This is a genomic window from Spirosoma fluminis, assembly GCF_054778895.1.
In genome coordinates this window covers 18,438-43,639 of sequence record NZ_BAAGZD010000002.1, presented here as the reverse complement: position 1 = coordinate 43,639, position 25,202 = coordinate 18,438, and the positions used below count along the sequence as shown (strand labels likewise).

Below are 25,202 nucleotides of genomic sequence, written 5' to 3'. Positions count from 1 at the left end.
AAGAAAATTAGTAAGTTCTGTATTTGATAAATAAACAAGAATGGCATCGGCTCACGCAATTCCGTCCTTAGACGAGCAATTTGAATTTACTTCGGAATCTAAACGTCGACTGATTATCGGCATTGGAGCCGGAGTTGCGCTGGTGGCTATCGGCGCGTTTCTGTTGGCGTCGGGGGTTGGCAGTCACGAAACTCATGAGGTTGTCCACGGTGTAGGTGCTAGTGAAGGACATGATGGCGGCCACCACGCTTATAAATGGACAAACCGGCTATGGGCGAACATTTGGTTAAATGCCATCTACTTTACAGGAGCGTCTGTTATAGGAATGTTCTTTATTTCTTATAACTATCTGGCTCAGGCGGGTTGGGCATCGGCTTTCAAACGTGTTCCTGAAGCAATGCCTGCTTATCTTCCGTATATGGGTGTTGTAATCTTGGCTGTGTTCTTCTTGGCAGGTCATGATTTATTTCATTGGACGAATCCCGGCTTATACGATAAAACGAGTGTAGATTATGATCCTATTATTGCTGGAAAGCAGGGATTCCTGAATACACCATTCTACCTGATTCGAATAGTACTGTATTTTACGCTATGGTACGTGTTATGGCGGATGCTACGTAATTTCTCTCTGCAAGAGGATCTATATGGAGGAACGGAGTACTACGAGAAAAGCATAAAATTTGGTACAGCCTTCCTGGTTGTCTTTGCTGTTACGTCTTCTACATCTGCCTGGGACTTTGTGATGTCTATCGACACACACTGGTTTAGTACGATGTTTGGGTGGTATACCTTGGCAAGTTGGCACGTAACAGGTCTGGCAATCATAACGCTTACTGTTGTTACGTTGAAGGAACGTGGTTATTTGCAGATCGTAAATGATAGCCATTTACAGGACTTAGGTAAATTCATGTTTGCGTTCAGCATCTTCTGGACATACGTATGGTTTGCTCAGTTCATGCTGATTTATTACGCCAACTTACCTGAAGAAACGATCTATTACAGAGAGCGTTTCAGCGGATATGGCGGCATCTATAAAGCCCCATTTTTCATTAACATTTTCTTAAACTTTGTCTTTCCATTCCTTGTTCTGATGACAAGAGATGCAAAGCGCACTTACATATTTCTGAAGCTAGCTGCTTGGGGAATTATCATCGGCCACTACTTTGATTTCTATGTTAACATCATGCCAGGCACCGTTGGTGAACACGCTGGTTTTGGTCCGATTGAGTTTGGTATGATTCTAATATTTGCTTGTGGATTCATGTGGTCTATTTCGTCCCAGTTAGCTAAAGCGAATTTGATTGCAAAAAATCACCCAATGTTAGAAGAGACATTGCACCACGACATTTAATTAATAATCCGATTACAACATGGTTTATATAGTCGCTCTGTTATCGGTAATATTTTTGGGACTGGCGATTGTGGTCGTCTCAAGAATGGCCGCTGTTATAAAGAACGCAAGTGGGACAGTCGTTGATGAAAATCGAATAGGCGTAAGTAACCGCATAAATGGCGCGTTATTTATGGTGTTCTTTATCTTGGGTGTGGTTGGTGCAGTATGGTCTTACTTGCATGCTTCTCAGTATTTCTTACCAGAAGCCTCATCCCCACACGGCCGTCGGACAGATTTTCTGTTCTGGTTATCGATGGGTATTATTGTAGCTGCTTTTTTTGTCACCAACGCGTTGTTGTTCATCTTTGCTTGGCGCTATCAGTATAAAGAAGGTAGAAAAGCATCGTACTATCCAGAAAACCACAAACTGGAACTAATTTGGACGGTTATCCCAGCCGTTGTGATGGCCTTACTTGTGTTTACTGGCTGGCGTGCATGGCGGGACATCATGTCGGAAGCTCCGGCAGATGCGCAAGTATTCGAAATTGTTGGTAAACAGTTTAACTGGATTGTTCGCTATCCAGGCGTAGATAACAACAAATTAGGCGCTTATAATTATAAGCTTATTGACAATAGTAACGATACGGGGATAGATTACACAGATGAGGCTTCATTTGACGACTTTACGTCTACAACGGAACTACATATTCCTGTAAACAAGCCTGTGCTTTTAAAAATCCGCGCCCGGGACGTATTGCATAGTGTATTCATCCCACACTTGCGTGTGAAAATGGATGCTGTGCCTGGTATGCCAACACGCTTCTGGTTCATTGCCGACAAAACAACGGACGAAATGCGCAATCTGACGGGCAATCAAGACTTTGGTTACGAGATCGCTTGTACTGAAGTTTGTGGCCGTGGGCACTTCTCGATGCGTATTCGCTTGGTTGTAGAAGATGAAGCTTCGTGGCAAGCATGGTGTAAAGAGCAGAAGCCTTTATTGTCTTCAACACCTGAATTAGCTGCTCGTATTCCTGCCAACTTAAAAGCAAAAGCCGCGAAGTATCTTCCTGTTGAAGAGGCCGCTGCTCCCGCAGATAGTGCGACAGCATTAAATCAACAAGGAGGGATGTCTGTAGCAAAAGCTACCATCCGTTAATTAATAAAACTTACAACAAACCAAAACTATGGCGACTGCAGCAGCTAACACGGCAACCATAGCTCATGACGCAGAGCATGAGCATCATGAGCCGCAAAGTTTTTGGCGCAAATACATTTTTTCTGAAGACCATAAGACTATAGCCAAGCAGTACCTGATTTCAGGTATCATCTGGTCGGTTATTGGCATTAGCTTATCAGTTATGTTTCGGCTTCAGTTGGGTTTCCCCGACATGAAGCTAGAGTTCTTACGTCCGATCCTCGGAAGTTGGATTAATGAATCAGGAAAACTAGATCCTGACTTCTACCTTGCTCTGGTGACAATGCACGGCACTATTATGGTGTTCTTTGTACTTACCGCTGGCTTGAGTGGAACATTTTCCAACTTCTTGATTCCGCTTCAGATTGGTGCCCGCGATATGGCATCTGGTTTTTTAAACATGTTGTCTTACTGGTTCTTTTTCATGGCTAGTGTGCTCATGTTTGCTTCTTTATTCTTTGAAACCGGACCCGCAGCGGGTGGTTGGGTAGTGTACCCACCGCTTAGTGCACTTCCTCAAGCACACAGAGGATCTGAAATAGGAATGACGTATTGGTTGATAAGCATGGCGCTGTTTATCGTATCGCAATTGCTGGGTGGTATTAACTACATTACGACAGTAATTAACCTGCGCACGCGGGGTATGTCGTTCAGCAAGTTACCGTTGACAATCTGGGCTTTCTTCCTGACAGCAGTATTGGGTCTGATTTCGTTTCCTGTGTTATTATCGGCTGCTCTATTGCTGATCTTCGACCGTAGCTTCGGAACGAGCTTCTATCTGTCAGAGATTTATATCAATGGTGAAGCATTACCAAACGTAGGTGGTAGTCCTATTCTGTTCCAACACTTGTTCTGGTTCCTGGGACATCCGGAGGTATACATCGTATTGTTACCGGCTCTTGGTATGACTTCAGAAATTATAGCAACCAATGCTCGCAAGCCGATTTTTGGTTATCGCGCTATGATTGCTTCGATGATGGGGATTGCGTTTCTAGCGTTTATCGTGTGGGCCCACCATATGTTTGTAACCGGTATGAATCCATTCCTGGGTTCGATATTTATGTTCTTAACGCTAATCATTGCTGTTCCTTCGGCGGTTAAAGCTTTTAACTACATTACGACATTGTGGCGGGGTAATATTCGTTTCACGCCTGCAATGCTGTTCTCGATTGGCCTTGTATCGTTCTTTATTTCGGGTGGTTTAACTGGCCTGATTCTTGGGAACTCGGCATTAGACATTCAGTTGCACGATACCTATTTTGTAGTTGCTCACTTCCACTTGGTGATGGGTGCTGCCTCTGCGTTCGGTCTACTTGCTGGTGTTTATCATTGGTTCCCCAAGATGTTTGGGCGTATGTTAAACGAAAAACTTGGGTATGTTCACTTCTGGCTAACATTCATTGGTATATATCTGGTGTTTTTTCCAATGCACTATATCGGTATAGCTGGGTTTCCACGCCGATACTATGCTTTCACGAGCTATGACTTTACGAAGAATATCTTCAATGATATGAATAGCTTCATTAGCCTGGCCGCCATATTTACGTTCACGGCTCAGTGGGTATTTGTCTGGAACTTCGTATATAGCTTGTTCAGAGGTCGTAAAGCACCCCAGAATCCATGGAAGTCTAATACGCTTGAATGGACAACTCCAATTAGTCCGGGGCATGGTAACTGGCCGGGTGAAATTCCGGCGGTTTATCGTTGGCCGTATGATTATAGCAAGCCAGGTGCCAAGGATGACTTCATCCCCCAAAACGTGCCATATTCCCAAACTCCAGAATCAAATCTTCCGCATGAGAATGAGTTGATTACGCTTGAGAAAGAGATTGAGGCACAAAACCTGAATGACCAATTTAAACAACCTCACTAATAAAAGTGAACGCCGATTCCGGAGCCTTGCTTTTCTGACCGTACTAATTATTTACCTGCTTATTCTGGCAGGGGGTATCGTTAGAGGAACAGGCTCTGGAATGGGTTGTCCTGACTGGCCAAAGTGCTTTGGCCGATGGATTCCTCCAACCGAAGCTTCTCAACTACCTCCAAATTATCAAGAGATATACGGGGCTAAGCTTAAAGGTGAAGTACTATTTAATGCTACTAAAACCTGGATTGAATACGTTAATCGTTTGCTTGGCGTACTCTCCGGTTTCTTTGTTTTTGCTACCTTATTGGCATCCATTCCTTACCTTAGAAAGGATAAGTTAGTTTTCTGGGGAAGTTTTGCCGCCTTTTTCCTTATAGGCGTAAATGGCTGGCTTGGCTCTCGCGTAGTTGCAACGGAATTAGCGCAACACCTGATTTCTCTTCATTTATTGCTGGCTATATTCGTTGTGTTTGCTTTATCATTTGTAGTTGCTCGTTCTTACAAAGGACTAATGCAAACATATGTAGCTGACAATGAAAGGTCAGTCTTAAGCAATCTGTTAGTAATAGCAATTGTGGTTTCATTTGCACAAATAGCATTTGGTACTCAGGTTAGGGAAGCATTGGATGAGGTAGTCAAGAGCCTGGGTTATGATCAGCGAGAAAGCTGGATTGGTAATCTTGATTGGCGCTTTTATGTTCACAGATCATTTTCGCTTGTGGTATTTGCACTTCAGGGACTAGTGGCCTACAAACTTTATAAACTGAAGATTAAGGGCCTGATCAGTAGATTATCTAAAGCTATTTTAGTCACTATTGCATTAGAAATTCTGACTGGCATAATGATGGCGTATTTTGCAGTACCTGCTGTAGCGCAACCCATTCACCTGGAACTGGCTATAATGCTAATAGGCATCCAATTTATAGCGTGGGTACTCTTAAGACCTTCAATGATTACTCATAAGCTGACTGAATATAAGCCAGGCTTATTAAATGTTTAGTATGGAGAAAGTAATGAGCTTAAGCCTTATCAACGCTAAGGTCAAAGCATACATAGAATTAATTAAGCTGAAGTTAACGCTGGCTGTCGTATTTTCTGGAGTATTCGGTTATTGTCTCGCTGCTGATCATATCGATTGGTGGAAGATCGTTGTGCTAACCGTTGCGTCTGTTGCGATAACTGGAGCAGCAAATATTATTAATCAGATTATTGAGAAAGATTCTGATAAAGTAATGAAGCGTACTGCTATTCGGCCTTTACCAACGGGTCGATTAACGGTAAATGAAGCTGCTGTTTTTGCCTTCATACTGTTTAGCGTGTCTTGCTATCTGTTTGTAGAGGTTTTTAACGTACGAGCTGCTGCTTTAGCTGTTCTATCGCTTTTGCTGTATGGGTTTGTTTATACGCCACTTAAGCGCAAAGGCCAGATTGCCGTGTTTGTAGGTGCTCTACCAGGCGCTTTTCCACCAATGATTGGTTGGGTGGCGGCTACAGATCATTTCGGCTGGGCACCGGGTATTTTGTTCGCAATTCAGTTCTTTTGGCAGTTTCCACATTTTTGGGCCATTGGCTGGATAGCCTTTGACGAGTATAAGAAGGCAGGCATCCAAATGATGCCGGGCAACGGTAAAACGACAAAGACTGCATTCCGTATCATGGTTTATACGCTGTTCTTGATACCTGTAGGTTGGCTGCCTTATTTTCTAGGGGTAACCGGTATCAATTCTGCGTTTGTAGCCATGGTTGGCGGAATCTTGTTTTTAGCGCAAACGTTTCACTTAATGAGAACCTGTACGGATAAAGCCGCATTACAAATGATGTTTGGATCGCTGCTTTACTTACCAATCGTACAGATTGTTTACTTGTTAGATAAAGTATAACGGATCATGAGTGATTTAGTAAATGACATTTCAATTGTTGAAGAGCCCGAAGAAACGCTCTCAATGAATCCCCGCAAGTTTATATTGTGGTTATTTATTGTGAGTATAATCATGCTCTTTGCTGCCATGACCAGTGCTTATCTGGTAAGACGGGCAGAGGGTAACTGGCTGGAATATAATATTCCAGCTGTATTCAGCTACAGCTCTGTTGTCTTAGTGTTAAGTAGTCTGACAATGCACTGGGCGTACGTATCGGCAAAAAAAGACAACTTCGCCGGTTTGAAGACAGCAATAACTATTACTTTTGCACTGGGAATCGCGTTTCTATACATGCAGTTCCAGGGATGGGTTGAATTAGTTAATGAGAAGGTCTTTTTCGTTGGAAATCCCGCTGGCTCGTTCATGTATATTTTTACGGGTTTACATGGCTTCCATTTAATATCAGGCTTAATCGTATTAATATTTGCGTTAGTGGCGGCTTTTAGGCTTCGTATACACGCGAAAAGCTTGAATCAAATTGAAATTGCGGCCGCTTACTGGCATTTTTTAGACATTCTTTGGCTGTATTTGTTTTTCTTTTTAGTCTATTTTCATTGATAATCTCTTAGACGCATGGCGGCTACTGCGACGACAAACACCGTAGCAACAGAATCAGCTGGAACGTTCGACAAGAAAACCTGGATGGGTGGTGTCGAACCGATGAATGCCAGTTATGGCAAGTTGATGATGTGGTTTTTCCTGATTTCAGATACGTTTACGTTCTCGGCCTTGCTGGTAACTTACGGTCTGATCAGATATAGTTATCCGGCTTGGGACCCTGCCATTTATGGTGAGGTGTTTAAATTCTCAAATCTGTACTGGCCAACTCCAGAAAAGGTTTATAACGCAGTACCGTTTTTACATGGTGTCGATGCTCCGCTGATTTTCGTCGGTATCATGACATTTATTCTCATTTTCAGTAGCGTAACAATGGTATTAGCTGTAGAAGCTGGTCACCGTATGGATCGCAGGGATGTAGAGAAATACATGTTATGGACCATCCTGGGTGGCTTTACGTTCCTAGGTAGTCAGGCTTGGGAATGGTCGCACTTTATCCACGGAACAGAAACGGGTACTGTTATCAGCGAGCTCGTTGGGGGCCAGACCATTCAACGTACCATCTTTGGGGCTAACCTTGTCGAAAACCAGTACGGTCCTCCAGCCTTTGCTGACCTGTTTTTTTTCATCACGGGTTTCCATGGCACGCACGTATTTAGTGGGGTTATCTTGAATATCCTGATTTTCTATCGGGCTGCAACCGGCTTATACGATCGTCGCGGCCACTACGAGATGGTTGAGAAAGTAGGTCTATACTGGCACTTTGTTGATCTTGTTTGGGTATTTGTATTCACCTTCTTCTACCTGGTCTGATAACGTAATTAATCATGGCTGATCACGCACATCCTAATGAACACCACGCTGGAACCGAAAACGTTCCAGCCCAAACTGGAGTAATCTGGCGTACGTTTATTATCCTATCGGTAATAACTGCATTTGAATTTGCTCTTGCATATCTGATGCATGCTGGGACTCTACGTACATCAATTTTCGTTGGTATGACGCTCGTTAAGGCATTTTACATCGTTGGCGAGTTTATGCACTTGAAACATGAGGTAAAAAGTCTAATATGGGCTATAACCCTTCCAGTGCTGTTTATCGTCTGGTTACTGGTTGCGCTTTTAACGGAAGGCGGCTCGATTTTCCAACTTAGGTAAAGCATGACAACATCTAGAAAAGCCGGGATCCTGCTTGTAACACTGCTGGTCCCGGCTTTGCTGTATCTATTCCTGCGGTTTGGCTCGCAGAATCATTACGTATTGCCGCGTTATCTTCCAAAGATTGACTCGACAAATGGAGAACCCTTGATGGGTAAGGTCACTCTGGCCGATGGACGTGAGGTTACAGATACACTCTACAATCGTATACCACCCTTTAAACTGATTGATCAGGATGGTAAAAGAGTAGATCAGTCCGTAGTAAAAGATAAGATCTACATAGCAGACTTTTTCTTCACCCGCTGTGTGTCTATTTGCCCCAAGATTTCTTCTCAGCTTACTCGCGTGCAAGACATCTTCCGGAATAACCCAGCTATAGTTCTATTATCGTATTCAGTTGATCCTGAACATGACCAGCCAGCTCAGTTAAAAGCGTATGCGCAGAAATACGAAGCCATCCCCAATAAATGGTTTTTCCTGACTGGGCCGAAAGCTGATATTTATGATTTGGCTATGCATGGGTATTATCTGCCAGCAGTTGATGCTGGGGTCAAAGAGGGTAAACCAGACGAAACTTTTATCCATAGCGAAAAGTTGGTATTAGTAGATAAAGAGGGCATTGTGAGAGGATTCTACGATGGAACGGATAAAGAAGATGTCGACCGACTCGTGCTGGAAATCAGAGTGTTGCTCGATATATACAGTAAGCAATAATTGATCGTTTATGGAAGCGCTACACCCTGTTCAGGAGCAGAAAGCAAACCGCATTATTAATGTTCTGTCAATAGCCATTCCAATTGCAGTTGCTGTTCTTTTGGGGATTCGGCAGAAGGTAGATTTAGGAAACTGGACTACATATCTGCCTCATATCAACGGAATTATCAACTCAGTAACTTCTATACTGTTGTTAGCTGGATTATACTTCATTCGTCAGAAGAACGTTCAGGCTCATAAACGCACGATGTTGACTGCCTTTACGCTGGGGTCTGCTTTTTTAATCAGTTACGTACTCTATCATTTAACGAATGATTCGACTCAATTTGGTGGGCAAGGGTGGGTACGGCCAGTGTATTATTTTCTGCTCATCTCGCATATTGTTCTGTCAGTTATCGTTGTTTGGTTTGTTCTTCGAGCTGTTTATTTTGCCATAAGTGGTCAGTTTGTGAAGCACAAGAAAACGGTGAAGTGGGCCTACCCAATTTGGCTGTATGTAAGCGTAACCGGAGTAATAGTGTATTTGATGATAAAGCCCTATTACGTCCACTAACTTATGAAATTGATGAAACACTGGAAGTTTTGGGTAATAGTAGTTGTACTATCAACAGTTACGCCAGATTTAATGGCACAGTGCGCAATGTGCCGGGGAACAGTCGAAAGCACAGTTAGTAACGGACGTAGCGTTATTGCTTCTGAGCTTAACTTTGGCATTGTATACTTACTGATTATTCCGTACCTGATTGTCGGTTCAATTGGCTACTTGTGGTATCGGAATAGCAAACTGGAGCATGGAAGACGTCTCGAAATTGCAAGCCGCGTTAAACGGGCTATGTCCTAAGTGCAGAAAGGGCAAAATATTTCGAAAACCGTTCTACTCAGTCAGGGGCTTCGACGATATGTATGAACACTGTCCCCATTGTAGGCTGCGCTACGAAGTCGAGCCGGGCTACTTCTACGGGGCTATGTTTGTAAGCTATGCAATTTCAGGTGGTGTTGCCTTAGTTATTGGTTTTTTGCTGTTTTACCTGGCTGATGACCCAGATGGATGGGTGTATGTAGGCGTTATCGCTCCGGTCATGGTTTTGATTGCACCCATAAATTTTCGCGTATCGCGGGTAATCTGGCTACATGACGTAGCAGGAATTCATTATCTAAAAGGGCTTTAAGAGCCCTTTTTTTATGCCAGCTTATTATTATCAAAAATTTTTAAGACCACACGCAACCTTACCTATCTATTTTTGCATCTTGCTGTTGAACCTAAGCGAGCAGTATGCTACGAATTATACCCTTTTTTACGACTGAAGCGCAGCTAGTCAAAGCGCTTAAGCAGGGGGAAAACCGTGCTCACAAGGTCGTATATGATCGGTATGCTGGCAAAATGTTAGCTGTCTGTACGCGTTATTGTGCCAATCGGGACGATGCCGAGGAGGTGATGCTCGATGGATTTATGCGCGTATTCGAAAAAATAAGTCAATTCCGCGAAGATGGCAGCCTTGAGGGCTGGATTCGCCGGATTATGGTCACCGAGTCGCTGATGTTTCTGCGTAAGAATAAGCAGTGGAGACAGGAAGTGTCAATGGATGACGTAGCAGTTGAGCCAGATTATGAGTGGGCAGATACTGCCTTGAATGAAAATGAACTGTTACGTATTGTGAATCAATTACCGGACGGTTACCGAACGGTATTTAACCTTTACGCCATAGAGGGGTATTCGCACGCTGAAATTGCCGAAACGCTCGGCATTACAGAAGGAACATCAAAGTCTCAATTGAGTCGGGCTCGCACGTTATTACAGGCTAATCTCAAAAAAATAGAGAAGGAGTCAGAACGTTTAACTGTACCCTATGAAAGAACGTCCCGAAAAACAGCCAATTGACGATTTGTTTGCTCGTAAGTTAGGGCAGATGTCGTTAACGCCACGCTCAGATAGTTTTGAGCGGTTGCAGGCTCGCATAAATCTACGTGACTCACCTCCACGGGTCGTGTTTTGGCAGAATCCGTCTGTGCAGCGGTACATGGCTGTTGCCGCCTGTTTGGTTCTGGTTTGTCTGGTTGGTTGGCTGTATCAAACAAACAACGGGAGAGCAGGTGCTGGCGATCAGGTAGCGAACAACCAGCTGCCCGAACGTAAGCCAGCCAAAGAAAGCCAGGCGCTTCTGTCACCTGATGCTGGTTCAACTCAAACTACGGAGCCCGAAATGGAAACACCGGCTAGTGTTAACGAGAAGCTCAATCAGGAGCCGCTGGCGCTTTCGAATAAGCCGTATGGCGCTACCAAGCAAAATACGGAGGGGACAACTGTAATTGACAAATCGAAAACGGGTATATCAAAAACAGGACAGGATCAAGCAGAAAACGTTACGTTAGCCCAGTCAATGCCGACGGATAAACCAAAGAAGGAGGACGTGACATCACCTGCTGCAGACAGCTCTGTGAAGCCAACGGACCAGGTTGCTGAGACTATTACAAAGCCAGCGGTAACGAGCGAACGGGTGTTGGTGGTTACAATTGGTGAACCTGAAACTCTTGTCGCTGCCCGCCAAATCAGTAAAGAGATAGTTGCTGAAAAAACAGCGTCAACCGCCACTGCACGGGTAGACACTGAACCCAGGTCAGGTGGACTTTGGCAACAAATTAATCGGGTTAGACAGGGAGAGGTTTTTGCTCGCCGGGACAATAACACTGGCGATGATGAACGTGGTTTGTTAGGACGTGCTTACAACGGTCTTAAACACAATTTAGATAAAGATAAATCAGCGAAACAATGAGTGATGTTTTGCGTAAAGCCGTTGTGCTTCTTTTCCTGGTAATAACTGCGGTGTCACAGGCTGTAGCCAGCAGTCCAGCCGATTCTCTGGTCATTCGATTTGCGAACCGAACCCGGTTGGTGATTTATGCACCTGATAAAGCAGGTATTCAGGCTTTGTCAAATTACGATTTGAACAAGATTGTACGCGAAATGGGTATGAAACTCGATTCAGTACCTGGCGGGCAAACGGCTATTTTGCAGGATGGTGAACGCTATCTTAAAGACACGGTGCTAGTTATCACAAAGAAAAAAGATGGTGTAACGGTTGTAATAAACGGCAGCGATGACGTAAAGGCCGATTCGACAAGAAGGCAGGATCAGGATTATCAGAAAGAGCGAAAAAAGAACCGAAGCAAAAGCTGGGATTTTGACTATGGTGGGAGCATAGGCTTAAACAGCTTTATTCAACAAGGGCCTAATCCCAGTTATCCGGAAGATAGCTATGACCTACGTCCCATAGGGTCGCGTTACGTATCATTGGCTATGGGCGCTAAGCCGACACTTATTAAAGGTAAACGCGCTTCGTTGAAACTGTATTATGGCATTGAAGTAGCCTGGAACAATTTCATGTTCGACGGAAACAACGTAGCAGAAACAACTCCCACAGGTGTCGTTTTTACGGATGTTGGCCGGGCTCTGCAAAAGAGCAAACTAACAGTTTGTACGATTGGCATTCCTGTTGTGCCTCGGGTTACGTTTTATAGTAGCTCAGGCCGCAGGCTTGGCCATATTGGCTTAGGTGGCTTTATAAATTACCGGCTTGATAGCTACCGAAAAATAAAGGAGGCTGATGGGAAGAAAGATCGTCGTCATGAAAATTTTGGGTTGACTAATTACCGTTATGGTCTAATGGCTCACATAGGCATCAAAGGAGCCGACTTCTTCATCAAGTATGATTTAAGCCCCTTGTTTGCGCTTGGTAAAGGTCCCGACGTTCGGGCGCTAAGCTTTGGGTTCGGATTTTAGCGTATGAGTAGTCAAACAATATCAATCATCGGGTGCGGCTGGCTTGGTTTGCCACTCGCAGAAAGGCTCGCAGGGGAAGGCAAAACCCTTAAAGGCAGCACAACTTCCGCTGAAAAGCTAGCAGTACTTAGCCAGTCCGGTATTGAAGGACATCTATTAAAGCTAAGTCCGGAGCCAGTTGGTGATTTACAAGACCTGCTGGCGGCTGACGTATTAATAGTTAATATACCGCCTAAGGCCGGTAAGATGGGCGACGATTTCCACCCGAAACAAATTAAGCATCTAATCGAACCCATTCGCGGATCAGCTATTCAGCATGTAATTTATGTCAGTTCGACTTCCGTTTACCCTGAGTTAAACCGGATTGTGGTTGAGAAAGACGTAGTAGCGCCGGATCAGGCGGCTGCTTCAGCACTGGTTCAGGCCGAGCAGGAAATACAGGCGCTGGCTGCTGATCGGTCGGTAACCATTCTACGCTGTGGCGGACTGATGGGATACGACCGTATCCCCGGCAAGTATGTGGCGGGCAAGCAGGTCAACAGCGGTGATGTGCCAGTCAATTATCTACACCGCGATGATGCAATAAACATTCTCCAGACTATCATTGAACGAAAAGTTAGTGGCGTCTACAATGCAGTTTCGCCGAAGCATCCTACACGAGAGGCTATCTACCGAAAAAGCTGTGCTGACTTTGGTTATGCACTACCGACGTTTATAACACCGGCTCAACCCGTTGCTTACAAGGTGATCTCACCCGGAAAGTTGCTTAAGGCTACAGACTACACCTTTCAATACCCTGATCCATTAGCTTTTTACTACGAGCTAGGAACGTAACAGTTGCCGTACCCGAGTTCGAAAGAAACCACCTGAAGGGGTACTGGCAGAAGCTGTTACCCGGTTCAGCGAGGCTAAAAACAGGAAGTACCCTTGCGCGTGCCAGTTACGAAATCGTTCGCTAACGTCGGCATCATGCCTGGGCAGGTACCTAAACAGCCGGTCGAGGTCAAATCGGTCAGCCGCAACACCGACACCCGCGCGTTGACCATCGAGCGCGTTACAGACCTGCTCAAAGTGGTTCGGCTGCGGGATCATGAGGGCAGGTTTGCCTAAATAAGCCGCTTCGCATACCGACTCAAAACCAGCCGTTGTCACAACCGCTTTGCAGCGAGCCATGTAGTCCAGAAACCGTTTACCGTCGATCGCATGGTAAGTAAGCGTCTCATCCACTATCTGATCGGGAGCAGCTGTTCCTGAATGAAAGCCGTCGATACGTACGTCTGGGTACTGGTGATGCGCTTTTAGTAGCTCCGTCTTTAAACCGGGCTGGGTAACGTAAGCTAGCAGAAAATCACCCTGAGCGGGTTTTAGTTCGGTAACCTCCTGCCGAAGTAAAGGCGGAACGATACGTAACCGTTGGCCCGGCTCGTCAGCCTGCTTATCAAACGATAGCCCCAGCAGCTCCCGAGCACCAAAGCAGGTTAGTCGTGTGTTCAGTTTAAACGCTTGTTCATAAAACCACTGGCCTTTTGGGCGCTGGAAGTTAGGATGAAACGCGAGATACTGATGCGCTATGCAGACCATTGGGACCGATGGTTTCAGTAATAAATACGTAATACCGCCCAGCATTTCATAAAAGTTAACGACAACATCAGGCTGTTGACTTTTGATCTCCTTATGAACCGCCTTAAGACTACGCCAGAAAGAGCGCATACAACGAACCGCCTTTACGGTGGTTTTGAAAGGCTGCAACTCATTTGTGCCAGCGTTGTATACCAATCCCGGACTAAAAATGGGAATAATCGGGGCCGTGAACGCTTCTGTGAAAAAGAGAGGTACGTTACGTTCGGCGGTTATGCCGACAATTGCGCCAGTGACCTCATGACCCGCCATTTTTAGAATCTGGGCTAGCGAGAGCGCCTGCGTTAAATGTCCCCGTCCTTCTCCTTGAATAATGAATAGAACACGCATAAGTAGAGTAACTAATGGAAGGATGAGTCTGAGCTGGCGAATTGCTTTTGCTTCTGTTCAGATTCAGCATCGTCCTGAGCTAAATCAGACGTGTAGTAGAGTAGACTCCAGTTGCCGTCGTGGTCTTCGACTAAAGCACTTAGTGACTCTACCCAATCGCCGGAGTTCATGTAAATGATACCATCAAACTCATGGATGGCGGGTTGGTGAATATGGCCGCAAATGACACCATCACAGTTACGGGCTCGAGCCAGTTCGGTTAACTTTTGCTCATAGTCCGAGATGTAGTTAACCGCCTGTTTTATGCGCGCTTTAACCTGTTGAGAAAGCGAATAATAGGGCAGCCCTCGCCAGGTGCGGTACTGGTTATAAAACTTATTGACCCACAGCAAAAACGTATAGCCAATATCGCCCAGATAGGCCAGCCATTTCAGCTGCGACGTAATGGAATCGAATACGTCGCCGTGGGTAACGTAAAACGTTCTGGTGCCTGAGTTCAGGGTGTAATCTTTACGAATAGAAAAGTTTCTGCCGACTTTTAACGGCATCACCTGATCCAGAAAATCATCGTGGTTGCCGCGCAGATAAACAACTTTGGTATCGTAGTGAACGATTTGCTTTAAAACCGTTTTAAAAAAAGCAGTATGCTTTTTCTTCCAGGTACCGTACTGCCTCAATTGCCAGCCGTCAATGATGTCGCCGTTGAGGATAAGCTTCTGACATGAATAATTTCGCAAAAATTCAGTGGCTTCGCGGGCTTTCGACCCATTCGTACCTAAATGAATATCGGAGAGCACAATCGTGCGAAATTGTGTACATGATTTCATGTACGAAAATACACCCCATATATGAAGTAGGATTTACCGAACTGTTACCAAATCGACAAGTATAGGGCGTTGTATAAACGCTTGTTTACATTGACTTAACAAAAACAAACTAGATGGAAAATCCGGTGCTAATTTTCGGAGCAGGCAGTCTTGGTGTGACAGCGTTAGACCTGTTTCGCCGTAACGGTGTAGTTATATACGGGTTGCTGGATGACGATAAAGGCCTTCAGGGCAAAGAGTTTGGGGACGTATCGGTTCTGGGAGATACCGACGACGACGGCTATCTGAAACTCATTGGTCAGAAGTGTGAGGCTTTTGTTGCCATTAGTGATGCCCGCGTACGTAAACGACTGGTGAAGATGCTGAACGAACGGCGGAAGACTCAGCCGGTCAATGCAATCCACGACACCGCCTTAGTATCTGAGTTCGCGTCGATAGGACATGGGAATCTGATTGCGGCCCGTACCGTTATCAACGCCTTTGCTGAAGTAGGCCAGCACTGCATTATTCAATCCGGCGTAGTTATTGAAAGCCAGGCTAAGCTGGGCGATTACATTCAGGTGGGTACCGGTAGTCTGATCAACAGTAACGTAACCATCGAAGAGGGTGCGTTTATCGGCACCGGTGCAACCGTTGTAGGGGGGGTTACGATTGGCAAAAACGCCCGGATTGGAGCCGGGTCTGTTGTCGTTGAGAACGTAGAAGCGGGCGCTACAGTATTTGGTAACCCTGCGAAGAAGATATAAGAGGAATAAGGGGGGAGAAAGGGTTCTCAACAGCGTTCCTTTCCTCTCCTTACTCCTTTTATTCCCTCTCTTCTCTTTATTCTACATATAGCACTTCGTTGGTCAGAAAGTCCTGGTACGTTTGGTGTATACCTGCTTTTAAATCGGTAGTATGCCGCCAACCCATACTATGGAGCCGGGATACATCCATCAATTTACGGGGCGTTCCATCGGGTTTGTCAGTATTCCAGCGAAGTTCGCCTTCGTAACCAACGGCTTCCTGCACCATTTCGGCCAACTCACGGATCGTGACGTCCTCGCCCGTACCAATGTTCACAAACAATTCGCCGTTGTAGTTTTCCATCAGGAAAAAGCAGGCATCGGCTAAATCGTTGGCGTGCAGAAATTCGCGCCGGGGAGAGCCGGTACCCCAAACTTCAACGGATGGCTGCCCATTAACTTTTGCCTCGTGAAATTTGCGGATAAGCGCTGGCAGTACGTGCGAACCCTGGAGGTCGTAATTATCGTTAGGCCCATATAGATTGGTCGGCATGGCTGAGATAAAATTACAGCTATACTGACTCCGGTACGCTTCGCAGAGTTTTATTCCGGTTATTTTCGCAATCGCATACGGCTCATTAGTCTGTTCGAGGTAACCGCTCAGCAGGTATTCTTCTTTGAGTGGCTGAGGAGCCATCTTGGGATAAATACACGAAGAGCCCAAAAACAAGAGCTTTTTTACCCCAGTCTGATAAGCACTATGAATAATGTTTGACTCAATCATCAGGTTATCGTACAGAAATTCGGCACGATAGGTGTTGTTGGCCATAATACCGCCTACCTTGGCCGCAGCCAGAAATACGTATTCTGGTTGCTCCTGGGTAAAGAAGGCAGCAACCGCCGACTGGTTTCTCAGGTCTACTTCTGACGATGTGCGGGTAATAATATTGGCGTATCCTTCGGCTTGAAGTTTACGAACAAGGGCTGAGCCGACCATGCCTCGGTGTCCAGCGACGTAAATGCGGGCCTGTTTTTCCACGAGAGTTGATTGTGAGCAAGCCACCGGGCTCCCGGCGGACGGTTGACAAAATAATAGTACGTGTTGTAGCGTTGCAAAACTAACAAACTTCAGGCACCAATCGTTTGCCACATCATGTTTGCCTTAAATTCAAAAATATCAATCCTTGTCCTATTACTCAGCGGCACACTAACGGCCACGGGCTGGTGCCAAGTAACTGAACCTGCATCACTTACAACGGCAGCGAAACCGGTTTTGGCCCCATCTGGAGCACCTGCCTCTCCGTTTTCTTCCGTTCCTTCGTCCTTAACGACGCTTGGCCTGCCAACAATGGCCTCGCTGAACGAACAAAAAGATGCATATTTATCGGGTATAATACCCGATTTAGGGCTTAAAGTAAAGCAATTAAAAAAGCTGAAGGCTGACAAGAAAGCTAAAAATAAGCTTTCCAAGACGGAATACGAAGGCCTGTCGATGATTAAAACGTATACCAAGCTAGGTAGTGGCGACCGTACCATTATTGAGGAATTCTATATTCTGCGTGACAATGATGCAGCTAAGCCGATGCCGTATGTGCGTGATGTTTATCGGTATTATCAGAAATCGGGTCGCGTAACGAGTTCAATCGTTCGGGACGAAGGAACGGGCCTGCTCCTGCACGGTCCTTATAAGCGGTATCAAAACGGGGATTTGGTGGAAGAAGGCTACTACTACGCTGGCATGAAGGATGGGCGCTGGGAGCGGTACGATACCAAATTCATGCTCATCGACAAAACGCGGTGGCACCGGGGGCTTCCAGCGGAGTCGCGGGTAACGTATTACGATTCGGCTCATCACAAGGTTAAAGAAATCATTCCCATTGAGTATGGAAAAATTAAAGGTATGTACATGGCCTTCCACGAAAACGGCTTGCTGGCCGAAGAAGGCAAATACGACAACGGTGTAAAAGTTGGTCGCTGGACCGAATTTTACCCAATCAATCCAAGTGGCCGACGCATGCGCCGGAAGCTAACCCAGTACGCCAGTGACCAGTGGGATCAGGACTTTCAGCCCTACACAATTACCGAATGGGATGAGAAAGGAAAGGTGACCTACGAGCGGGCCAAAGAAAAAGTGGTCGAAGAAGACGAAACTGGTAACTAGCTAAACATGAGTCGCTCTGGATTTGACTACTTAAATAAGTAAAAGCAATTTGGATTCGGTCCAGAAAGCGGTACTGAGACTTCTCGGCACCGCTTTTTAGTTCGGTGACAATCTAATCGAGGTACCTGTTGCTGGTGAGGGTAGAGTAGAGTACTAATTGTACATGGGGACTTTACTATAAATGTATATCACGAACCGATAATAACTTTTATTCCCCGGTCTTCGAGAATGTGTACGGCTTCAGTAGATGCGGTTGAGCCGGCAATAAAAAACTGAATCTGATCCAGATCCCCGAATTTGCTAATACCCTGCTTGCCAATCTTCGTACAAGTAAGCTTAGGGATAGTATGCACCCTACATAATTAGGCAGGTAAGCAGGCAATACGTATCGTTTCATCAGCCTTTGCTGAGCAACAAACCTACCAGTAAAACATAGATTTTTACAATTTATCAACCTCCAGTCTGCCGTAGTTTTGCTGTTCTATAGATTTCTACCAAGATATGATCCAGATAAAATTCTCTGTTTTATTAGTCCTCAATCTGTTAACGACAAGTTTCCTCTCACCCAGGCAAAAACCTGATGAATGGGTCTCTCTACTCGACAAAGACCTGACCCAGTGGGAAAACTACCTTAGTTACGAACATAAGCTCAATTATAATGGAAGTGTGCCAAAAGATGCATCGGGCAATCCGATTCAACCGATTGGTTATAACAAAGATGATACCCATGTATTTTCCGTACTGAACGAATCGGGTGGCCCTGTTCTACGCATAAGCGGTGAGAAATACGGTTGCCTGTTCACCCGTCAGGAATACGAGAATTATCACCTTAAGCTGCAAGTCAGATGGGGGACTCTGAAATATGAACCCAGAAAAGCAAAATTGCGCGATTCGGGCATCCTCTATCATTCCATTGGCGAAGCTGGTGCCGAATACTGGCGTTCGTGGATGCTGTCGCAGGAGTTTCAGATCATGGAAGGACATATGGGTGATTTCTGGTGTCAGGCCAACTCCGCCATTGATATCCGTTCGTTCCAGTCCGAAGGCGTAATGAACCGGGTAGCCGATGAGAAACAGCCCTTCGGTACGTTTAAAAAAAGCAGTGATTCGTATTGCATGCGGTCAGCCAATCACGAAAGTCCGGCGGGGGAGTGGACGACGCTGGAACTGATTTGTTTCGAGGGCAAAAGTCTTCATATCGTCAATGGACACGTGGTAATGGTGCTTAAAGACTCCCGGTATACAAAACCCGATGGGCAGGATGTGCCGATGAGACGGGGTAAGATCCAGTTACAAAGTGAAGCCGCTGAAGTATTTTACCGGGACATTCGTATTAAACACCTGGCGGCAATGCCCAAAGCTTATGCCGGATTATTTTGATCTCAGTTTTAGTCTTTCCACTTAGTATAGGACAAAAACAGAGAATACTACCTTGATTCAATCAAGATTGGGCCAGTTGGATGTCAGATGATATACAGCAACTAATCGAACGATGGCTATTAGTGCTTGGAACTGTTCGCACGATAGTAGCCTTATGGAGTCGCTAAGGCAAACCTTTCTGTCAGAAAGGTCGCAATCACGATTTATGAATTGTTTTGGGTATGCTTCAGCCATACGCATAAGCTTAGTAGATAAGGGAGGAATAAATTCCGGCCTTCACCATTCTATAAAAAGCTTTTGAGTAAGTGCCCCTGATAGGGATAATTTGGTTGGCAATTTGAATTTGCTTTTTCTCAATGTGGTCAATTTTGCCAGTAGCGGCAAGAAATGATCGGTGTATAGGCAAAATCGTGGGCGAGTAGCAACTCTTTCAACTTGGCATAGCTTAACCGTAACGTAGGCTGACAGGTTAGCACTTTGTAGGCCGTATGGAAAGGCTAGTCGTTAAATGGATTTGAAAAGGCTCGGGTTTATTTAAATACGCCTTTCGGGTCCGGGTGTTTGGCCATTAAGTCGTTGAGGTAGCCGAAGTCCAGTATTGAAAAATCAAGGTTTCGCGCCTGGTGGAAATACGCCCAGGCTTTGGGGTAGTCAGCTTTTAGATAGTAGACCAACGATAATTTCTGAAAAGCTCCTCCAGATGGGTTGATTGCCACAGCCCGCTGCAGGTGATTCTCGGCCTGGGCCAGATCGTCGGTGTTTTGTTTCTCCTGATAATGTTTAATCTCTAAGGTGGCCAGGTCCGTGATCAGAGTCGCGTTGCTATCGGCGATCTCAACGCCCTTTCTGAGCATTCGAATGGCAGTGGGCAGTTGGTTCTTTTGATACGACACGACGCCTAATCCCCAGTATGCATCGGCGTTCCGGTCGTTTAGCAGCCAGGATAAATTGAACCGATGAGCGGCCGTGTCTAACTGTCCATCACCAACGTAATCCCAGCCTCGGCTGGCAAAAAAGTCACTTGCTTCTGAGCGACTGGCGAAGTTGCGGTCGCAGTCGTTCAGAAAGTGAATCTCCTGATCAATCTGATCGGCCGTTTTCGGGCGTTCGCCAAACAGGGGAAGTACGTTAACCGAGCCACCAATTATGTCGGTAGCGTTTGGGTCAGCCGCCGATTCACTGGTTTGTAGCGTACTCTCTGCGTTGTTACGAATGGCCTTTGATGAGCGGACAGAATCGCCCGAGCGCGCTGACGTAATAAGTTGCTTAGGCTGTGCCGCCGACAGAAACGGTAACACAACTAAAGTCCACTGCATCAGATTCGTCCGCACGCTCATAATAATCAATACAACACTAGTCGATGTTTCTGTAGAACGAAAGGGAATCTAAGTTAGTACATTCCGTTTTAATTATCGACGCCCCCCGCGAGGTCCCGACCGCTTCGAACTACCGGCCTTTATACCACCCGCCCGGCTTGGGTTACGTCCTGAACTATTCGCCTTGGGGCCGGCCGCCGGAGCGCCTTGTTTTCGGCCGCCCGGCGACCGGTTTTTCCCTTTGGCCGTGGCTTTGCCACCGGGCAGATTTTTTTCTTTTTTGTCGTGAAACGCGCCCAAAAATGTAGGGTCTTCCTTCCGGCGCTGTTCGTCAATTTCACGTAACATCGCCTGCTGCTCATCGAAAGGCGTTTCAACGATTTCGACTTCCGGCGGAACAGGAGCTCTGGGCACCGTCATGCGGATGATCTTCTCGATCTTCTGCACATGATACTCCTCGGCATTGGTGACGAACGTAATAGCCTCTCCAGTTCGATTGGCCCGCCCCGTTCGCCCAATCCGGTGAACGTAGTCTTCGTAAATCAGCGGTACGTCAAAATTGATGACGTGACTCACTTCGGCTACGTCGATACCGCGAGCCGCTACATCCGTAGCAACCAGCACCTGTATGTTGCCTTCTTTGAAGGCTTCCATCGCGTTGATGCGGGTATTTTGCCCTTTGTTCGCGTGAATCACCCGAATGGTTTCTGAAGAGACCACTTTCCGTGCCAGAAACTTATAAATATTTTCAGCTGTACCCTTGGTGCGGGCGAAGATGATGACGCGTTGAAAGGTGTCTTTACTGATCAGGTAATCAAGTAAATTAATCTTTGTGCGAAAGTTTGGCACCTCATAAATGACCTGGCTCACCATTTCGGCCGTTGAAGCCTGTGGGGTTACCTCAATCTTTATAGGCGCTTCCAGGAACTCAGCCGATAACCGTTCGACCCGCCCGCCAAACGTGGCCGAAAACAAGAGGTTCTGGCGCTTCGTGGGGATAACTTCCAGAATAGACCGGATCTGCGGCATAAAGCCCATGTCCATCATCTTGTCGGCCTCATCGAGCACCATCGTGCGAATGTCTTTCGTGACAATCTCGCCCATTCGATACAGGTCCATAAACCGGCCGGGAGTCGCTACCAGCAGATCAACTCCTTTCTGTAAGGTTTCAATCTGGGTTTTTGGTCCTAATCCCCCAAAAAGCGCTAGATGCCGCAGGTCCGTGTATTTTGCCAGCTCACTGACGGCCTGGTTAATCTGCATTACCAGCTCACGCGTGGGTGCCAGAATCAACGCACGCGGATTATGGCCCTGTGCGTATTTTATTTTCATGAGCAGCGGCAGTAGATAAGCGGCCGTTTTGCCGGTACCCGTTTGAGCAATTCCCAGTACGTCATGATTGCCCAGACTCAGTGGAATCGTCTTCTGCTGAATAGGGGTTGGGGCTTCGTACCCTAAGTCGGCTACGGCGTTGAGAAGCTGCCGGTTCAGCTCGAACTGCTCAAATGAGGTGATTTCCATAAAATATAAATAACGTCGGCAGGCGCATGGCGCTGCAGCACGGTGTTGACGTATCAGACTAATCAGAAACGTACTGTTACGTTCTTCAGAACTGTTTTAATACGCGCTCAATTCCACTAACATAGCCCGAGCCAAACAGATTCACATGAACCAGTAAAGGGTATAGATTGTAGATGGCAATACGTTCGTCGAAGCCATCGGCTAATGGGAACGCTTCATTATAGGCATCGTAAAAACGCTGATCGAATCCGCCGAAAAGTTTAGTAAAGGCCAGATCGGCTTCCCGAAAACCATAATAAACAGCCGGGTCAATTAAAGCGGGTTGTCCCGCTTCAGTGATCATAACGTTCCCCGACCAAAGATCGCCGTGGAGTAGCGCGGGCCGCTCGTTGGGCAGCAATTCTGGCAGTCGGTCGCGTAGCCGGAACAATGCGTCATATATATCCTTCGATAGCAGCCCTTTATAGAGTGCCATACCCGCCTGAGGACGTAGGCGGTGTTCAAAGAAAAAGTCAGGTCCGTTAAGTGTGGGGGTATTGGTTTGGGGCAGCGAACCGATGTAATTACCAAAATTGAGCCCGAATTTAGGCTGCGTGTGCGAGTGAAGTTCGGCAACGGCCTGTCCGAGCGAATCCCAGTATTTCTTGGTAGGAGCGCCCGAATCAATGTACTCCAGGATCAGGTAGGATTTGTCCGCCTGCTGCCCATACCCAATAACCTGGGGAATAAATAAAGCGTCAGTCTGACGTAACAAGTTCAGCCCTTTTGCTTCGGCTTCGAACATATCCTGATGCTCGGCCTGATTCCATTTCACGAAGAATACCCCTTCGGACGAAAAAACCTGAGCGGCCATGTTGATATCACCCCCCGACAAAAATTGAGTTTCAATCACCTCAACCGTCTGGCCCAGAGCCATAAACAGAATGCTTTCAAAAAAAGAGAATTGTTCGTCGCCCCAGAAATCCATTATAAATCCGTTTATAGTTTACGGTTTTTCGCTATTGTTGCCCGGCTAAGCTGGTCTTATCCGGCACGTAGAACCGTACCCCATGAACTCACACATTCAGCATTTATATTCCATTGCTCAGAAAGCCGAACGTCGCATTATTGGCCTTATGTCGGGAACATCGCTCGATGGGCTTGACGTAGCGTTATGCCGTATCGCCGGAGCCGGGCCCGATACCCATGTTACACTGGAGCATTTTACGACTGTTCCCTATGACGACGACCTGAAGGCTAACATTCGAAGCATCTTCGCCAAAACCGAAATCGAATTCGAGCAGCTTTGTTTAATAAACCCGTATATCGGGCGGCTGCACGGGAAAATGATCCTCGACTGTCTGCAAAGCTGGCAGGTTAACCCCGCAGATATTGACGTTGTTGCCAGTCACGGACAAACCGTTTATCACGCCCCAAAAAGTCAGCACCGGCGCGATAAGTTCCCAAATGCTACGTTACAGATCGGAGATGGGGATCATATAGCTGCAACAACAGGGGTCATCACGTTCAGCGATTTTCGGCAGAAGCACATCGCTGTGGGCGGGGAGGGGGCACCCCTCGCGGTCTATGGCGACTATTTTATGTTTTCGAAAACCGGTGAAAACCGAATCCTGCTGAACATGGGGGGGATTGCCAACTTTACGTATCTGCCCGCCGATCAGGATGCCAGCGCTGTGTTTACGACCGATACCGGACCGGGCAATACGTTGCTGGATGCGTACGCCCGAACGTTACAGCATAAAGCGTATGACCAGGACGGGCAACTGGCGGCCAGCGGTCAGGTGAACCCTCAGTTGCTGCTGGCCTTAAAAGCGAACCCATTCTTCGACGCTTCGTTTCCGAAAACGACCGGACCGGAGGTGTTCAATACAGCTTTTGTCGAGCAGGCTCAGCGTCAAAGTGGGACTGCTAACGTATCGGACGCTGACCTGATGGCAACGCTTGTTCAGCTCAGTGCCGATACCATTGCGGAGGCTATCAAACGTGTGATGCGGGCCGGCGCAACGTATCATGTATACATGAGTGGAGGGGGGATGCATAATCCTGTGCTGACAGCCGCAATCCGGAGCCAGTTACTGAATTGTCAATTCAGCACAACCAGCGAACTGGGTATTGATGGGGACGCTAAAGAGGCTGTGTTGTTTGCTGTGCTGGCGAACGAAAGCCTTGTCGGTGGAACAACCTCGTTTGGGGAACGGGAGGGCGTTCCAACGGTTTCGATGGGAAAAGTGAGTTTTCCTGGATAAATAAAGTCAAATACGCTAAAGGGGTTTCTGTAAGACAATCATACCGCGTACCTCTTCTTTCATCCGGGGAAAGTTAAGACGGAGTCGGCTATGCTCCTGAAAGCCCATGTGTCGATAGAAACCAACGGCTGGGCTCGTATCCATCGATTTAAGCCAGAGCGTTTGTTTGCCCCGTTGGCGAGCTATGGCTTCTACGTAGGCTAAAGCCGCCCGACCAACACCATGGCCAGTAGCTTCGTCAAGCAGATAGATACGTTCCAGTTCTAAACCATTGTTGTTTGGCTGATCGGGCAAAGGCTTGTCGATATTAATCTTTATGAAACCAACCGGCTTATCGGCCATCAAGACCATGAAATAACGGGCATTGGGGTCGTTAAGCTCATTGGTTAGTTGCTGCACAGCAAACGAACGTTCGAGGTACCACTCACCTCGATCATACCAGTAGTCGAGGTAATGCTGGCTGTACGACCGTCTGGCAATTTCCGACAGCGCCTGTGCGTCGGCAGCAGTAAGCAGACTAAAACGAACAGACAC

At 46.5% G+C, this 25,202-nt stretch carries 26 protein-coding genes; 19 read left to right on the top strand and 7 right to left on the bottom strand.

All coding sequences use genetic code 11. The features are described 5' to 3' along the window. Window positions 1-40: 40 nt before the first annotated feature. From ACYVBJ_RS00605 to ACYVBJ_RS00535, 15 genes are all read left to right on the top strand, one after another. On the top strand, window positions 41-1,351 hold the full coding sequence (locus ACYVBJ_RS00605) for a quinol:cytochrome C oxidoreductase (protein WP_460980364.1): 1,311 nt from the start codon (window positions 41-43) through the stop codon (window positions 1,349-1,351). A 19-nt stretch (window positions 1,352-1,370) separates the two neighbouring features. Then, window positions 1,371-2,492: a cytochrome c oxidase subunit II gene (locus tag ACYVBJ_RS00600; protein WP_460980363.1), complete on the top strand. Its 1,122-nt coding sequence runs from the start codon at window positions 1,371-1,373 to the stop codon at window positions 2,490-2,492. Window positions 2,493-2,520: 28 nt separating this feature from the next. Continuing rightward, window positions 2,521-4,404: a cytochrome c oxidase subunit I gene (locus ACYVBJ_RS00595; protein ID WP_460980362.1), complete on the top strand. Its 1,884-nt coding sequence runs from the start codon at window positions 2,521-2,523 to the stop codon at window positions 4,402-4,404. Then, complete coding sequence (locus tag ACYVBJ_RS00590; RefSeq protein WP_460980361.1) at window positions 4,379-5,398, top strand: COX15/CtaA family protein; 1,020 nt, start codon at window positions 4,379-4,381, stop codon at window positions 5,396-5,398. The genes ACYVBJ_RS00595 and ACYVBJ_RS00590 overlap by 26 nt, the downstream gene beginning before the upstream one ends. A 1-nt stretch (window position 5,399) precedes the next feature. Continuing rightward, entirely contained in the window at window positions 5,400-6,278 is an 879-nt protein-coding gene (cyoE, locus tag ACYVBJ_RS00585; RefSeq protein WP_460980360.1) for a heme o synthase, read from the top strand. 6 nt (window positions 6,279-6,284) lie between these two features. Continuing rightward, on the top strand, window positions 6,285-6,875 hold the full coding sequence (locus ACYVBJ_RS00580; RefSeq protein WP_460980359.1) for a cytochrome c oxidase subunit 3: 591 nt from the start codon (window positions 6,285-6,287) through the stop codon (window positions 6,873-6,875). A 15-nt stretch (window positions 6,876-6,890) separates the two neighbouring features. Next, window positions 6,891-7,688, top strand: coding sequence for a cytochrome c oxidase subunit 3 (locus ACYVBJ_RS00575; protein ID WP_460980358.1), 798 nt, complete (start codon window positions 6,891-6,893; stop codon window positions 7,686-7,688). Window positions 7,689-7,702: 14 nt separating this feature from the next. Continuing rightward, entirely contained in the window at window positions 7,703-8,032 is a 330-nt protein-coding gene (locus tag ACYVBJ_RS00570; RefSeq protein ID WP_460980357.1) for a cytochrome C oxidase subunit IV family protein, read from the top strand. A 3-nt stretch (window positions 8,033-8,035) separates the two neighbouring features. After that, the gene (locus ACYVBJ_RS00565) at window positions 8,036-8,746 is read left to right on the top strand and encodes an SCO family protein (protein WP_460980356.1); all 711 of its coding nucleotides are present in this window, start codon (window positions 8,036-8,038) and stop codon (window positions 8,744-8,746) included. A 10-nt stretch (window positions 8,747-8,756) separates the two neighbouring features. Then, window positions 8,757-9,299: a DUF420 domain-containing protein gene (locus tag ACYVBJ_RS00560; RefSeq protein ID WP_460980355.1), complete on the top strand. Its 543-nt coding sequence runs from the start codon at window positions 8,757-8,759 to the stop codon at window positions 9,297-9,299. A 238-nt stretch (window positions 9,300-9,537) separates the two neighbouring features. Continuing rightward, window positions 9,538-9,915, top strand: coding sequence for a DUF983 domain-containing protein (locus ACYVBJ_RS00555; protein WP_460980354.1), 378 nt, complete (start codon window positions 9,538-9,540; stop codon window positions 9,913-9,915). 104 nt (window positions 9,916-10,019) lie between these two features. Further along, complete coding sequence (locus ACYVBJ_RS00550) at window positions 10,020-10,625, top strand: RNA polymerase sigma factor (RefSeq protein ID WP_460980353.1); 606 nt, start codon at window positions 10,020-10,022, stop codon at window positions 10,623-10,625. Window positions 10,626-10,764: 139 nt separating this feature from the next. Continuing rightward, on the top strand, window positions 10,765-11,517 hold the full coding sequence (locus ACYVBJ_RS00545) for a hypothetical protein (protein WP_460980352.1): 753 nt from the start codon (window positions 10,765-10,767) through the stop codon (window positions 11,515-11,517). Further along, the gene (locus ACYVBJ_RS00540; RefSeq protein WP_460980351.1) at window positions 11,514-12,524 is read left to right on the top strand and encodes an outer membrane beta-barrel protein; all 1,011 of its coding nucleotides are present in this window, start codon (window positions 11,514-11,516) and stop codon (window positions 12,522-12,524) included. The genes ACYVBJ_RS00545 and ACYVBJ_RS00540 overlap by 4 nt, the downstream gene beginning before the upstream one ends. Window positions 12,525-12,527: 3 nt before the next feature. Continuing rightward, window positions 12,528-13,358 (top strand): Rossmann-fold NAD(P)-binding domain-containing protein, encoded by an 831-nt coding sequence (locus ACYVBJ_RS00535; protein ID WP_460980350.1) that lies wholly within the window; start codon window positions 12,528-12,530, stop codon window positions 13,356-13,358. Here ACYVBJ_RS00535 and ACYVBJ_RS00530 read toward each other — a convergent pair. Further along, the gene (locus ACYVBJ_RS00530) at window positions 13,347-14,492 is read right to left on the bottom strand and encodes a glycosyltransferase family protein (RefSeq protein WP_460980349.1); all 1,146 of its coding nucleotides are present in this window, start codon (window positions 14,490-14,492) and stop codon (window positions 13,347-13,349) included. The two genes, ACYVBJ_RS00535 and ACYVBJ_RS00530, sit on opposite strands and share 12 nt — an antisense overlap. 11 nt (window positions 14,493-14,503) lie before the next feature. Beyond that, window positions 14,504-15,319, bottom strand: coding sequence for a UDP-2,3-diacylglucosamine diphosphatase (locus tag ACYVBJ_RS00525; RefSeq protein ID WP_460980348.1), 816 nt, complete (start codon window positions 15,317-15,319; stop codon window positions 14,504-14,506). A gap of 113 nt (window positions 15,320-15,432) precedes the next feature. Here ACYVBJ_RS00525 and ACYVBJ_RS00520 point away from each other — a divergent pair, with 113 nt between their 5' ends. After that, entirely contained in the window at window positions 15,433-16,065 is a 633-nt protein-coding gene (locus ACYVBJ_RS00520; protein WP_460980347.1) for an acetyltransferase, read from the top strand. A gap of 76 nt (window positions 16,066-16,141) precedes the next feature. On the opposite strand, the gene fcl is transcribed toward ACYVBJ_RS00520, so the two are convergent. Continuing rightward, complete coding sequence (gene fcl, locus ACYVBJ_RS00515) at window positions 16,142-17,083, bottom strand: GDP-L-fucose synthase (protein WP_460980346.1); 942 nt, start codon at window positions 17,081-17,083, stop codon at window positions 16,142-16,144. Window positions 17,084-17,317: 234 nt separating this feature from the next. Here fcl and ACYVBJ_RS00510 point away from each other — a divergent pair, with 234 nt between their 5' ends. Together ACYVBJ_RS00510 and ACYVBJ_RS00505 are read left to right on the top strand one after the other, a co-directional pair. After that, the gene (locus ACYVBJ_RS00510; protein ID WP_460980345.1) at window positions 17,318-18,205 is read left to right on the top strand and encodes a toxin-antitoxin system YwqK family antitoxin; all 888 of its coding nucleotides are present in this window, start codon (window positions 17,318-17,320) and stop codon (window positions 18,203-18,205) included. 501 nt (window positions 18,206-18,706) lie between these two features. Next, entirely contained in the window at window positions 18,707-19,585 is an 879-nt protein-coding gene (locus ACYVBJ_RS00505) for a 3-keto-disaccharide hydrolase (protein WP_460980344.1), read from the top strand. Between the two features lie 530 nt (window positions 19,586-20,115). On the opposite strand, the gene ACYVBJ_RS00500 is transcribed toward ACYVBJ_RS00505, so the two are convergent. From ACYVBJ_RS00500 to ACYVBJ_RS00490, 3 genes are all read right to left on the bottom strand, one after another. Next, on the bottom strand, window positions 20,116-20,922 hold the full coding sequence (locus ACYVBJ_RS00500; protein ID WP_460980343.1) for a tetratricopeptide repeat protein: 807 nt from the start codon (window positions 20,920-20,922) through the stop codon (window positions 20,116-20,118). Between the two features lie 72 nt (window positions 20,923-20,994). After that, the gene (locus tag ACYVBJ_RS00495) at window positions 20,995-22,422 is read right to left on the bottom strand and encodes a DEAD/DEAH box helicase (protein WP_460980342.1); all 1,428 of its coding nucleotides are present in this window, start codon (window positions 22,420-22,422) and stop codon (window positions 20,995-20,997) included. Window positions 22,423-22,507: 85 nt separating this feature from the next. Continuing rightward, a complete protein-coding gene (locus ACYVBJ_RS00490; RefSeq protein ID WP_460980341.1) occupies window positions 22,508-23,389 on the bottom strand; it encodes a fructosamine kinase family protein in 882 nt (293 codons plus the stop codon). Window positions 23,390-23,471: 82 nt separating this feature from the next. Here ACYVBJ_RS00490 and ACYVBJ_RS00485 point away from each other — a divergent pair, with 82 nt between their 5' ends. Beyond that, window positions 23,472-24,668 (top strand): anhydro-N-acetylmuramic acid kinase, encoded by a 1,197-nt coding sequence (locus tag ACYVBJ_RS00485; protein WP_460980340.1) that lies wholly within the window; start codon window positions 23,472-23,474, stop codon window positions 24,666-24,668. 15 nt (window positions 24,669-24,683) lie between these two features. On the opposite strand, the gene ACYVBJ_RS00480 is transcribed toward ACYVBJ_RS00485, so the two are convergent. Next, window positions 24,684-25,202: a GNAT family N-acetyltransferase gene (locus ACYVBJ_RS00480; RefSeq protein ID WP_460980339.1), complete on the bottom strand. Its 519-nt coding sequence runs from the start codon at window positions 25,200-25,202 to the stop codon at window positions 24,684-24,686.